The 13636-nt window shown below is 43.9% G+C and carries 12 protein-coding genes; 5 read left to right on the plus strand and 7 right to left on the minus strand.

The genetic code is table 11. The features are described 5' to 3' along the window. Positions 1-49 precede the first annotated feature (49 nt). From NXS09_RS04040 to ppsR, 3 genes are all read right to left on the minus strand, one after another. Positions 50-2326 (minus strand): NADP-dependent malic enzyme, encoded by a 2277-nt coding sequence (locus NXS09_RS04040; protein ID WP_259291261.1) that lies wholly within the window; start codon positions 2324-2326, stop codon positions 50-52. A 329-nt stretch (positions 2327-2655) separates the two neighbouring features. After that, positions 2656-3453: a basic amino acid ABC transporter substrate-binding protein gene (locus NXS09_RS04045; RefSeq protein WP_259291262.1), complete on the minus strand. Its 798-nt coding sequence runs from the start codon at positions 3451-3453 to the stop codon at positions 2656-2658. Between the two features lie 152 nt (positions 3454-3605). Next, positions 3606-4424, minus strand: coding sequence for a posphoenolpyruvate synthetase regulatory kinase/phosphorylase PpsR (ppsR, locus tag NXS09_RS04050; protein ID WP_259291263.1), 819 nt, complete (start codon positions 4422-4424; stop codon positions 3606-3608). A 620-nt stretch (positions 4425-5044) separates the two neighbouring features. Between ppsR and ppsA the strand changes: the two genes are divergently transcribed. After that, positions 5045-7432, plus strand: coding sequence for a phosphoenolpyruvate synthase (gene ppsA / locus NXS09_RS04055; RefSeq protein WP_259291264.1), 2388 nt, complete (start codon positions 5045-5047; stop codon positions 7430-7432). A gap of 194 nt (positions 7433-7626) precedes the next feature. On the opposite strand, the gene NXS09_RS04060 is transcribed toward ppsA, so the two are convergent. The 4 genes from NXS09_RS04060 to NXS09_RS04075 form a co-directional block, all read right to left on the minus strand. Continuing rightward, a complete protein-coding gene (locus tag NXS09_RS04060; RefSeq protein ID WP_259291265.1) occupies positions 7627-8139 on the minus strand; it encodes a TPM domain-containing protein in 513 nt (170 codons plus the stop codon). A gap of 5 nt (positions 8140-8144) precedes the next feature. Then, on the minus strand, positions 8145-9020 hold the full coding sequence (locus tag NXS09_RS04065) for a TPM domain-containing protein (protein ID WP_259291266.1): 876 nt from the start codon (positions 9018-9020) through the stop codon (positions 8145-8147). A 91-nt stretch (positions 9021-9111) separates the two neighbouring features. Continuing rightward, positions 9112-9435 (minus strand): YnfA family protein, encoded by a 324-nt coding sequence (locus NXS09_RS04070; protein WP_259291267.1) that lies wholly within the window; start codon positions 9433-9435, stop codon positions 9112-9114. Positions 9436-9507: 72 nt separating this feature from the next. After that, positions 9508-10101, minus strand: coding sequence for a LemA family protein (locus tag NXS09_RS04075; protein ID WP_259291268.1), 594 nt, complete (start codon positions 10099-10101; stop codon positions 9508-9510). A gap of 333 nt (positions 10102-10434) precedes the next feature. Between NXS09_RS04075 and rfbD the strand changes: the two genes are divergently transcribed. From rfbD to NXS09_RS04095, 4 genes are all read left to right on the plus strand, one after another. Further along, entirely contained in the window at positions 10435-11304 is an 870-nt protein-coding gene (rfbD, locus tag NXS09_RS04080; RefSeq protein ID WP_259291269.1) for a dTDP-4-dehydrorhamnose reductase, read from the plus strand. 417 nt (positions 11305-11721) lie between these two features. Then, on the plus strand, positions 11722-13128 hold the full coding sequence (gene leuC / locus NXS09_RS04085; RefSeq protein ID WP_259291270.1) for a 3-isopropylmalate dehydratase large subunit: 1407 nt from the start codon (positions 11722-11724) through the stop codon (positions 13126-13128). A 130-nt stretch (positions 13129-13258) separates the two neighbouring features. Beyond that, positions 13259-13396 (plus strand): entericidin A/B family lipoprotein, encoded by a 138-nt coding sequence (locus NXS09_RS04090; RefSeq protein WP_259291271.1) that lies wholly within the window; start codon positions 13259-13261, stop codon positions 13394-13396. A 61-nt stretch (positions 13397-13457) separates the two neighbouring features. Continuing rightward, positions 13458-13595: an entericidin A/B family lipoprotein gene (locus tag NXS09_RS04095; RefSeq protein WP_151051001.1), complete on the plus strand. Its 138-nt coding sequence runs from the start codon at positions 13458-13460 to the stop codon at positions 13593-13595. Positions 13596-13636 lie beyond the last annotated feature (41 nt).

Below are 13636 nucleotides of genomic sequence, written 5' to 3' on the forward strand. Positions count from 1 at the left end.
GAAGCGGATACACCAAGTGATGTATCCGCTTTATTATTGCTGCTGTTTATTAGCGTTGGGCATCAACTGCAGCCAAAGCAATCATATTCACAATACGGCGTACAGTAGAAATCGGCGTCACAATGTGTACAGGTTTGTTCATACCCATGAGGATAGGGCCGACAGTAATACCGTTAGTGGCGTTTACACGCAATAGGTTATAGCTGATATTGGCAGCTTCTACATTAGGCATTACCAATAAGTTAGCCGAACCTGTAAGCGTCGTTTCCGGATAAATGCTTTTACGCATTGTTTCATCCATGGCCACATCAGCTTGCATTTCACCATCAATTTCTAATGTCGGATCCAATTCACGGATGAGTTCCAATGCCTTTTGCATTTTTAACGCATCTTTGTCATCACGGGAACCATAGGTTGAGTTGGATATCAATGCGGCTTTCGGTTTGATACCGAAGCGTTTAATCTCTTTGGCGCACATTAAAGTACCTTTAGCCAGTTGCTCGGCGTTAGGATCTTCATTGATATAAGTATCTGCGATAAAGAAATTACCTTTATTGGAAATTAAGGCATTCATAGCGAAAGCATGGTTTTCGGGGTTGTTGTAACCAATGACTTCTTCAAAAATATTAAAGTGATCATAGAACCGTCCCATAGTTCCGCAAAGCATACCGTCTGCGTGGCCGAGTCGAACCATTAATGCACCAATCAATGTGCTGTTGGCACGAACGCGACGGCGCGCCATTTCTTCAGTTACACCTTTACGTTTGCGCAATTGATAATATTCTTTCCAGCTTTCTTCAAAATGCGGATTGTTGTCGATGTCGATTAACTCAAAGTCTTTACCTTGTTGAATGGTTAAACCTTGTGCGTGTAGCCGCTCTTCAATTACTTTACGTTGGCCGACTAAAATCGGGAAGGCCAATTTATGAGTGGCTACATGTTGTGCAGCATGTAATACACGTTCGTCTTCACCTTCGGTTAATACGATACGTTTTATTTGTTTGCGTGCCTGATTGAAAACAGGGCGCATAAACAGGCTGGTTTTGTAAACGAACTCATTCAGTTTTTCGACATAAGCGCCCATGTCTGTAATCGGGCGTGTTGCAACACCGGAATCCATAGCAGCTTTTGCAACGGCTGGAGCGATGGTGGCGCTTAAGCGTGGATCAAATGGTTTCGGAATCAGGTATTCAGGGCCGAAAATCAGTTCTGCATCTTCATAAGCACCCGCTACTTCGGCACTGGATTCAGCCATGGCCAAATCGGCAATCGCACGCACACAAGCCAGTTTCATCTCTTCGTTGATAGTGGTCGCACCAACGTCCAATGCACCACGGAAGATGAATGGGAAGCACAATACATTATTGATTTGATTTGGGAAATCTGAGCGTCCTGTGCCGATAATCACATCAGGACGGGCTTCTTTGGCTTCAGGCGGCCAGATTTCGGGAGCAGGGTTTGCCAAAGCAAAAACAATAGGTGATTCATTCATGGTTTTGAGCATTTCAGGGCTCAAAACATTAGGGCCTGATAAACCTAAGAAAATATCTTTACCTTTGACCGCATCGCCTAGAGTGCGTTGTCCATTATCTTGAATGGCATAATGAACTTTAGATTCATCCATGCGTTCGCGGTCTTCCCTTGTAGTATAGATAACGCCTTTTGAGTCGCAAACGGTAATGTTTTCACGTTTCATACCCAATGCAACCAGTAAGTTTAGGCAGGAAATCGCAGCAGCACCGGCACCGGAACATACTAATGTGACATCTTCAATATTTTTTCCGGTAATGCGTAAGGCGTTTAGAGCGGCGGCGGCAGTAATAATGGCTGTGCCGTGTTGGTCGTCATGGAAAACAGGGATATTGCAGCGTTCGCGTAATTTTTTTTCAATATAAAAACATTCCGGTGCTTTGATATCTTCAAGATTGATACCACCGAAACTTGGTTCGAGAGACGCAATAATATCAACAAGTTTGGCCGGATCGGTTTCATTGATTTCAATATCGAATACATCAATACCGGCAAATTTTTTGAATAGAACCCCTTTGCCCTCCATAACGGGTTTACTAGCTAAAGCACCGATATTGCCTAAACCTAATACGGCGGTACCATTGGAAATAACGGCAACCAGATTGCCACGGGCAGTATATTTGTATGCTGCCAGCGGATCATTGTAGATTTCCATACATGGTGCGGCTACACCGGGGGAATAGGCCAATGATAAATCGTATTGTGTTGCGAGAGGTTTTGTGGGAGCAACTTGAATTTTACCCGGAGTCGGGTATTCGTGAAAATTAAGAGCAGCTTCTTTAATTAATTCATCCATAGTGTCATCCTGACTGTTGGCGTTTTAGGCCGTCTGAAAGAATTAAACCGCGTTTCAGACGGCCTGTTGGAAGAAATCGGAAGCTATATGTTATCATGTGTAATAGGCGGTGCATACCGATACAGGCGGTTGGCCGACACAATTATGCTAAATAAACCCAATATATCATTTGTGTGATGTGTGATCTGATTTGGGATTTTTTAAAATATGTATATTTGATGTGTTTCAGTGCATTGATTTGTATATGATAATTTTTTATTTATATAATGTGGAACAGCCAAAGAAAAAGCCCGATATTTTATCGGGCTTTTCGTGTAAAGGTGATTTGATTATTTACTAAAATATTGGTCGGAAATTTGATCGTATTCACCGTTTTCATGTACTTTTTTCAAAGCGTCGTTCAGCATATTGAGCAGTTCGGTATTGTTTTTAGCGACTGCCATGCCGTAATGCTCCACTTCGAAATCAGGAACGGCAACCATAGTAAAGCCTTTATCGCTATTGTTTTTAATATAGTTTCCAACAACAGCACTATCGGATACAACAGCATCTAAACCGCCGTTTTCAAGCTCTTTGATAACAAGCGGCAGGCTTTTGAAGCGCGCGATTTTAGGGCTATCGTTACCTAAAATTTTAGAAGCGGCAAAGTCGCCGGTTTGTCCGGTTACCACGCCGACTTTTTCAGCTTGTTTTAGATCTTCCACCGATTTAATACTTTTACCTTTTTGTACCAAGATAACTTGCGAAATTTCAAAGTACGGATCAGTAAAATCCATCGTTTGTTTACGTTCGTCGGTAATGGTAATCGCAGAAAGCAGGATATCGGCATCGCCGTTGGTGAGAGCAGGGAAAATACTGTCCCACGGCTGGTGTTTGTATTCCACTTTAAAATTGCCGGCTTTAGCCATGGCATTTAACAAATCAATATCAAAACCGTTAATTTTATTTTCGGCATCCATAGATTCGAAAGGGGCGAATTCGGCATTAGTGGCGACACGGTAAACTTTTTCCGTAGCGGTTCCGTTAGAGGCAGTAGCCTCCTGATTGTCTGTACTTTGGCCGCCGCAAGCGCTCAATGCTAATACCGAGCAGGCAATAGCGGTAGACATCCATTTTTTGATATTCATTGAATACATTCCTGATAAGGTTAAAAAATATTTAAGATTTAGGTGTGAATTAACAAAAATACACTTATTTTATCCCTTTGGTCAAGGATGCCGTCTGAAAAAATATCGAATGAATGGGTTTCAGACGGCCATGTTTATGGTGGGCATGAATATTAGAAACGCCGTTTTAAGTGGCATGCCTGCATAATATTGACTGCCAACTCTTCCACGGATTTGTCGGTGGTATTGGTAAATGGCACACCATGTGCACGGAACATGGTTTGTGCATCGGAAACTTCACGGCGGCAGGTGGCGAGTTGTGAATAATTTGAATTCGGGCGGCGCTCATGACGAATGGCTTGTAAGCGCTCCGGCATAATGGTTAGACCGAACAGTTTATGTTTATAAGGTTTGACCATGCGCGGTAAATCCGTACTTTCCAAGTCTTCCGGGGTTAGTGGGTAGTTTGCTGCGCGGATGCCGTATTGTAGGGCGAGATAAAGACAAGTTGGCGTTTTACCTGAGCGGGATACCCCCATTAGAATCACATCGGCATCTTTAAGGTCTTTACCGCTAATGCCGTCATCATGGTTGAGCGTAAAATTAACGGCTTCCATTCGTGCATCATAGCGTTCGGTATCGCCGATGCCGTGGGTGCGTCCTACCGCATGCCGTGCCGTTAAGCCGAGTTCGCGTTCGATTTTATTCAAAAACGCATCAAAAAAGCTCAAATGCAGACCTTCACAATTTTTAATAATATCGCGAATTTCATCATTGATAATACTGGTAAAAACCAAAGGGCGTAACCCGCTGTCTGCTGCCGCTGCATTAATAATCTGTACCATGGCACGGGCTTTTTCAGGTGTGTCGACAAAGGGATAGGTGGCACGCTTGAAATGAACCCCTTCGAATTGGTCGAGCAAAGCTTCACCCATGCTCTCGGAAGTAATACCGGTGCGGTCGGAGATAAAGAAAGCGGAACGGCGTGCCATAGTGATTCCTTTTAGTTAGTTGGGTTATGTTGGTTGTGGGTAATGAAGCAGATCATAAAATCCCGATATGATACAAGAGTGTCGTGATAGCGTCACCATCGTTAATTTATTTTATATCTGATGAGAACCGATAACTTATGGGAGCAGGGAGCCTTATGATTACATAGTTAGTATGAGTGCTGAAAATTTGCGGGTTATGGCTGCAACCATTTTTAAAATCTTTGGTCTATGATGCAGCCTATAACGATATGCATAAAAAGCTTGACTCATCACAAAATATCCTTTGTTACACGGTGCTACAATAAAATACAAATTTTTAAAATAGGCAATATTATTTTAAGTTAAAAAGCAAATATGATATTTTATTTTAATATAGGTTGTTATTGGATGCCGAGTAAAAGTTTTGATTATATTGCAAACTCTATATTTAACAATGGCTAATAAAAAATATAAAAAATCTTGCCATATTATTTCATCAGATTACATATTGCTTTTGCCGCAATTTTCAGACGGCTTAAGACGTTTACAGGCAATAAAAATACATGACACTACCGAATTGAATGGTTAGAATACCCGCCGAGATTTATTTCTTTTTTTAACTTGCTTAATGGATTGAGAACATGGCTGCAAATTATGTGATTTGGTTTGAAAACTTACGCATGACTGATGTTGACAGCGTAGGCGGTAAAAATGCTTCTTTGGGTGAGATGATTAGTCAGCTTACCGAAAAAGGTGTACGAGTACCGGGTGGTTTTGCAACAACTGCTGAAGCTTATCGTGCATTTTTGGCGCATAACGGCTTAAACGAACGTATTTCCGCAGCACTGGCTGCTTTAGATGTGGAAGATGTCACCGAATTAGCTCGCGTTGGTAAAGAAATCCGCCAATGGATTTTAGAAACCCCGTTCCCCGAGCAGCTTGATGCAGATATTAAAACGGCATGGGATAAAATGGTTGCCGATGCCGGAACCGATCAGATTGCCGTAGCTGTCCGTTCATCCGCTACCGCAGAAGATTTGCCTGATGCGTCTTTTGCCGGTCAGCAAGAAACTTTTCTGAATATCAATGGTTTGGATAATGTAAAAGAAGCAATGAAACATGTTTTTGCTTCTCTTTATAACGACCGTGCCATTTCTTATCGTGTGCATAAAGGCTTTGCGCACGATATCGTTGCGTTATCTGCCGGTGTTCAACGCATGGTACGTTCCGATAGCGGCGCGTCTGGCGTGATGTTCTCAATCGATACCGAATCCGGTTTTGAAGATGTGGTATTCGTGACCGCTTCTTACGGCTTGGGTGAAACCGTAGTACAAGGTGCGGTGAACCCTGATGAGTTTTATGTACATAAGCCGACTTTGAAAGCAGGTAAACCCGCTATTTTGCGTAAAACAATGGGTTCCAAACTTATTAAAATGTTGTTTACCGATCAGGCACAGGCCGGTAAATCTGTCAAAGTAGTAGATGTACCCGAGGAAGATCGCAAAGTATTCTCGATTACCGATGAAGAAATCACCGAGTTGGCACGTTATGCTCTGACGATTGAAGAACACTACGGCTGCCCGATGGATATCGAATGGGGTCGCGATGGTTTGGATGGCAAACTTTATATCCTTCAAGCCCGTCCTGAAACGGTGAAGTCTCAAGAAGATAAAACCCGCAGCCTGCGTCGCTACAGTATTCGCGGCGACAAAAAAGTATTGTGCGAAGGCCGTGCTATCGGCCAAAAAGTCGGACAAGGTAAAGTGCGTTTGGTAACAGACGCTTCTCAAATGGACACTGTTCAAGCGGGTGACGTATTGGTAACCGACATGACCGACCCGGATTGGGAACCGGTTATGAAACGTGCCGCAGCCATTGTGACCAACCGTGGCGGGCGTACTTGCCATGCTGCGATTATTGCCCGTGAATTGGGTATTCCGGCTGTTGTCGGCTGTGGTGATGCGACTACTGTACTTTCAGAAGGTCAAGAAGTCACCGTATCTTGTGCAGAAGGTGATACCGGCTTGATTTATGAAGGCTTGTTGGATGTGGAAGTAACCGATGTGGCTTTGGATAATATGCCTAAATCACCGGTTAAAATCATGATGAACGTGGGTAACCCGGAGTTGGCATTTAGTTTCTCAAGCTTGCCGAACGAAGGTATTGGTTTGGCTCGTATGGAATTCATTATTAACCGTCAAATCGGTATCCACCCGAAAGCCTTACTTGAATTCGACCAATTAGATTCTGATTTGAAAGCGGAAATTTCCGAGCGTATCGCCGGTTATGCTTCACCGGTTTCATTCTACGTTGATAAAATTGCCGAAGGCGTGGCAACGCTGGCCGCATCGGTTTATCCGCGCAAAGTGATTGTGCGTATGTCCGACTTCAAATCTAACGAATATGCCAACTTGCTCGGCGGTAATGTATACGAACCGCATGAAGAAAACCCGATGTTAGGTTTCCGTGGCGCTGCACGTTATGTTTCTGAAGACTTTAAAGACTGCTTCGCACTGGAATGTCAGGCTTTGAAACGCGTTCGTGATGAAATGGGCTTGACCAATGTGGAAATCATGATTCCGTTTGTCCGTACGCTTTCTGAGGCTGAGGCTGTAATTAAGGCATTGAAAGAAAATGGTTTGGAACGCGGTAAAAACGGCTTGCGTTTGATTATGATGTGCGAATTGCCAAGCAATGCTTTGTTGGCTGAACAATTCTTGCAATACTTCGATGGCTTCTCTATCGGTTCGAACGATATGACCCAATTAACCTTGGGTGTCGACCGTGATAGTGGCGGCCCGATTGCCGGTACTTTCGACGAACGCAATCCTGCTGTTAAAGTAATGTTGCACCTGGCGATTTCTGCATGTCGTAAACACAATAAATACGTTGGTATTTGCGGACAAGGTCCGTCAGATCATCCGGACTTCGCTAAATGGTTGGTAGAAGAGGGTATTGAAACCGTATCCTTGAATCCCGATACCGTGATTGAAACTTGGTTATATTTGGCTAAAGAATTGAACCAATAAGTTTAGCCGTCAGAAAGTTTGAAATCAGAAACGCCGCATTGTATATGCGGCGTTTTATTATTTCAGACGGCCTAAAGCCTATCTTGATTGAGTATGGCGTTATTTAAAGGAACAATCATTGGTTTAATCGGAATAAGCACGGTAAATTATCCGTGCTTATTCTGATGGTGATCACCATGATGATGGGGTGACATTTAACTCAAAATAACTTCATCCGATAGTTCATTTTCCGAATGGCTGTTATCAGTATTCGGTAAATAAGTCGTTAGAATTTGATTAACTTCTTTTAAACCGTTTTCCAAACCGGAAACAAAGGCACCTTGCTTAAACGATTCAAGCATCACTTGGCAGGTGTGTTGCCAGTTTTCAGGGCTGACTTTAGCCGCAATGCCACGGTCGGCGACAATTTCAACCACTCGGTCGGCAAAAGAAATATAGATAAGTACGCCGCTGTTCATTTCGGTATCCCATACGCCTAATTCACCAAACCACTGCCAGGCACGGGTACGCGGTTCCAAGTCTTGAATAACGGCATGGCTCGGATAGCGCGATTCGATGACAAAACGTATCTGCCCTTGGTGATTTTGTTCCGACAGGCTGATATCACGGCTGATACGTTGCAGATCGCTTGTGGGAAAGTAGCGTTCTACTCGGAATTTAGGGTGTAGCCAGTGTTGCCATAAACGTTTGAATTTATTTTGTTCCATTTTTACTACCATCCTCCCGATGCACCGCCGCCGCCGAAGCCGCCACCGCCGCCACTAAAACCGCCGCCACTGGAGCTACCACCCCCACCGCCGAATCCACCGCCTCCACGCCAACCGCCTGAACCTCTGCGACCGGACGTAAATGCGTTATCGCTTATTCTGGGGGTTAGGATTGTGGCAATAAAAGCAAAAAGTAGGGCGGTTATCAAGCCAAATCCGAAGATAATCGCAATCAGGAACATGGAACCGCCGGCAAAAAAACTACCCATTTTGCGGCCGAAAATTTTTTTAAATAGATTGCCTAAAAAGATGGTTGCGAATAGTAAGAATATCCAGCCGTTGCCATCATTACGTTCATGGGTGTCTGTGGCTTGGACTTCGGGCAATTGTTCGCCGGCAATCAGTTTTTCCAATTGTATGACAACGGCGTTAACGCCTTCGTCGGTTCTGCCTTCGCGTAAATAAGGGCGCAATATATCTTCAAGAATCCTTTTGGCATAGACATCGGGAATGGCGCCTTCTAATCCTCGGCCGACAGCCAAATGGGTTTTGCGCTCATCGCGCACGAGCAGCAACAAGACACCGTCACTAATGCCTTTCCGCCCCGGTTGCCATGTTTGCATAACACGGGTGGCATAGCCAAATGTGGTTTCCGGGGCGATAGCCGGAACCGTCAGTATCATAATTTGACTGCCTTTTTCACGACTGTATTGCAAGAGATGGGCATTCAGATCTTGACGTGTTTGGGCTGAAAGCATGCTTGCCGTATCCATTACTGGTGCCGTAAGTGTTGGTACTGGTGTGAGATCGGCGGCAAATAGCTGTAAACACGCCAGCAGCATGGTAAAAAAGATGCTTAAGCGTTGTATGGCTGATTGCATGTTTTTCCTTATTTTGAGTATTTGTTGGTTATTTTCAGACGGCTTTTAGGTATTAAGCGGTGGGGCCGGTATGTGCGCTCTCGACAAGTATTTAATGTCGTGCACCAATCATAATAACGGCCATACCGCTCAAACATAAACCGATGCCTATCCAATCGGTGAGTTGAGGCTTGATGCCCTCAACTACCCATAACCACAATAGTGCGGTGCCGATATAGACACCGCCGTATGCTGCATAAACCCGCCCGCTGGCAGTAGGGTGTAGTGTCAGAAGCCAAACAAATACCGTCAGGCTTAATATGGCGGGTAATAGCAACCACGGCGAACCGTTTTGCCTAAGCCATAAATAGGGCAGATAGCAGCCGGTGATTTCAGCCAGAGCAGTTGCGGTAAACAATAACAATGTTTTCAACATAAATATTGGAATATATTTTCAGACGGCCATATTACATATAGCCATCATGATGTTAAGGCCGTCTGAAATAAATTAAAACTCTACTTTAGGTGCTGTTGAAATAGCTTTTTCATTTTCTACGGTGAATTGAGGGCGCACCTTCATACCAAATGTTTTTGCTATAAGGTTTTGCGGGAATTGGCGCAGTGTTGTGTTATATACCTTCACTGCTTCAATATAGTTGTTGCGGGCTAAGGTCACGCGGTTTTCCGTGCCTTCCAATTGTGCTTGTAGATCGCGGAAGCTTTGGTCGGCTTTTAATTCCGGATAGTTTTCTGAAACGACCAATAAACGGGAAAGCGCACTGCTTAGCTCACTTTGTGCTTGCGAATATTGCTTCATTTTTTCTTCGTTTGTTGCATCTTCGGCGGTCATTTGAATGCTGCCTACTTTGCTGCGTGCTTGGGTAACGGCCGTGAGTGTTTGTTCTTCATGGGAAGCATAACCTTTAACCGTATTTACGAGGTTGGGAATCAGGTCGGCTCGACGCTGATATTGGTTGATTACTTCCGACCAAGCAGCATTGGCAGCTTCGTCTTGTACTTGCATGGTGTTGTAGTCTTCGCAGCCGCTTAAAGCAAAAAGGGATGTGAATACGGCTAAAATTGTCAGCCATTTTTTCAACATAAAATTACTCCATTATTAAAAATCGGTTAAGGGTTCGGCAAAGGCCGTCTGAAAATACTTTCTAGTATAACCAAAATCAGATAGGGTTTAGCGGATTAATGATAAACGGTGGCTATATTTTTTCATTTATTTCAATTATTACAATTTATTACATTTTTATTGATGCGAAATCATGAGTGTTGACAATATTTTCTTTGCGATAGGGCAAAATTCGGGGCATTTCAATTCTGCTTTATCATGGTATGATAACCACTAAAGGAAAGGTTGCTGTTATAGAGCAGCCTGAAATGATTGTGCCAATTCATAAAAAGAACTTGTAAGGAATGATTGAACATGAGAATTTTGCTTACCGGCTCCAAAGGTCAGCTTGGCCGTTGTTTTAAAGACCGTCTGCCTGAAGATTGGGAGCTTATCGCCGCCGATTCAGCCACACTCAATATCACCGATGCAGCGGCTGTTATGAATATGGCGAAGAATTTCCAGCCTGATGTGATTGTGAATACGGCCGCTTATACCGATGTAGATAAAGCGGAAAAAGAGCTGGAGGTGGCATTCGCAGTGAATAGTAAAGCTGTTCATAATCTAGCTACTGCAGCCAGTGAGGTTAAGGCTCGCTTTGTACATGTTTCGACCGATTATGTATTTGGCGGCCTGCACAGAACCCCTTATACAGAGGTTTCACCGGTGAATCCCAGTAGTATTTATGGAAAATCCAAACTGTCGGGTGAGCTGTTGGCATTGGCTGCGAATCCCCAGAGTCTGATTATCCGTACGGCATGGGTATTCAGTGAGTATGGCAATAATTTTGTCAAAAAAATCTTGGCAGCTGCGGATACGAAAAAAGAATTACCAGTTGTTGATGACCAATACGGTTGTCCGACTTATGCAGGTGATTTGGCGCAAACGATTATTGAGTTATTGGAAAAACCGAATTTTTCACGCGGGTTATACCATTATTGCGGTGCGAAACCGGTTAGTTGGTATGAATTTGCTAAAGTGATTATTCAAGAAGCTGCTGTTTATCAACCGGTTTTAAATGAAACGGTTGTTAAAGCGGTGAATAGTGACGAATTGTCTATTGGGGCGCCACGTCCGGCATATAGTGTGTTGGATTGCAGCAAAATTTTGATGGATTACAATATTGAGAAACCTGATTGGCAAAAAGGCCTGAAGGAAGTGATTCAAAAATTGAATGCCCAATAAGCACTGAGTCTTGTGTGAATCATTGGATTATTATGATTGAGGCCGTCTGAAATATTTCAGACGGCCATATTTTATAAGGTATTTGAATAAGGCAGATGATGAGACTGTTTCTATATTTATATCTTTGTAGGTAAAGTAAGGTAGCCTTACCCTTACTGTTTGAGTAAGCCTTTAATATGGTGAAATTGCCACCATCTATTTACAACACAATAAAATATTTAAAGTCGTTTTTTAGACAATTTGTATAATTTTTTTGTATTTAAAACCAATTCTTCAAAAAATATAAAAAAATTGGACAAAAAGGGTTGCATAGGCCGTCTGAAAAGCCTATATTACAGCCTGCCCCAACCACAAAATAGATGGTACGGGTTGCTAAACTACCTGATAAACAATCTGATTTCTTAAAAGAACAAAACCATGAGTGCACAAACCCTTTACGACAAACTTTGGAACAGTCATATCGTTCGCGAAGAAGAAGACGGTACCGTTTTGCTTTATATCGACCGCCATCTGGTTCATGAAGTCACCAGCCCGCAAGCTTTTGAAGGCTTGAAAATGGCAGGGCGCAAACTGTGGCGTATCGACAGCGTGGTATCGACAGCCGATCACAACACCCCGACCGATCATTGGGATCAGGGTATTCAAGACCCCATTTCTAAATTACAAGTCGATACATTAGACAGCAATATCAAAGAATTTGGCGCTTTGGCTTATTTCCCTTTCCAAGATAAAGGGCAGGGTATTGTGCATGTGATGGGGCCGGAGCAGGGTGCAACACTGCCGGGTATGACCGTGGTTTGCGGCGATTCGCATACTTCCACACATGGTGCATTTGGTGCATTGGCACACGGTATCGGTACTTCCGAAGTCGAACACACCATGGCGACTCAGTGTATTACCGCCAAAAAGTCCAAATCCATGCTGATAAAAGTCAATGGCAAGTTGAAACCGGGCGTAACCGCTAAAGATGTGGCTTTGTATATTATCGGCCAAATCGGTACTGCGGGCGGTACGGGCTATGCGATTGAATTTGGTGGTGAGGCTATCCGTTCATTGAGCATGGAAGGCCGGATGACATTATGCAATATGGCGATTGAAGCCGGAGCCCGCAGCGGATTGGTTGCCGTTGACCAAACCACCATTGATTATGTACGCGGCAGACCGTTGGCTCCCAAAGGTGAAGATTGGGATAAAGCCGTTGCCTACTGGCGCACGCTGGTGTCTGATGAAGGCGCTCAATTTGATAAAGTGATTGAGTTCGATGCGGCCAATATCGAACCGCAAATCACTTGGGGCACTTCCCCCGAAATGGTACTTGACGTAAGCGGTAAAGTGCCGAATCCGGCCGATGAACAAGACCCGGTAAAACGCAAAGGTATGGAACGGGCTTTGGAATATATGGGACTGGACGCTGGCACGCCGTTGAATAAAATTCCCGTGGATGTTGTATTTATCGGTTCGTGCACCAACAGCCGCATTGAAGATTTAAGAGAAGCTGCCGCAGTCGCCAAAGGCCGTCTGAAAGCCGGAAACGTGAAACGTGTATTGGTGGTGCCCGGTTCTGGGTTGGTTAAAGAGCAAGCCGAAAAAGAAGGTTTAGACAAAATCTTTACCGAGGCAGGTTTTGAATGGCGCGAACCCGGCTGTTCGATGTGTTTGGCGATGAATGCCGACCGCCTGACACCTAAAGAGCGTTGCGCTTCTACATCAAACCGCAACTTCGAAGGCCGCCAGGGCAATGGGGGGCGCACCCATCTGGTAAGCCCTGCAATGGCGGCGGCAGCGGCGGTGGCAGGCCATTTTACCGATGTCCGCAGTTTGTAAAAGTATGTGTGCCGTCCGAAAAATATTCATGTAGTCCGTTTTGTTAAATTGTTTTTTTTGAGAAATTTTGGCATGATAAGAAAGTACAGTGATATCAAACTGTGCTTTCGAATAACAAGGAGTATTTTGAATGAAAAAGATGGCATTAATTGCATTGACTGCGGCGACTTTACTGGCTGCCTGCAATACGATTTCAGGTGTAGGCAAAGATGTGGGTGCGGCAGGTAATGCGGTTAGTAATGGCGCTGAATCGGTAAAACCGTATTAATTTACTGTTGAACCCGATTTCAATTTTTATGACTATACATTTAATATAAGGAATTAAACCGATGAAAAAATTTGTATTAATCGCTTTAACTGCAATGACTATGTTATCTGCCTGCAACACTATTTCCGGTATGGGCAAAGATGTGAAAGCAGCCGGTGGCGCCGTATCTAATACTGCCGAAGACGTGAAATCATATTAATTAAGCGTCTGAAAAAATGCCCCGCTTGCCGGGGCATTTAT

This window comes from Neisseria montereyensis, from assembly GCF_024834045.1.
In the GTDB taxonomy this organism is placed as follows: Bacteria; Pseudomonadota; Gammaproteobacteria; order Burkholderiales; family Neisseriaceae; genus Neisseria; species Neisseria montereyensis.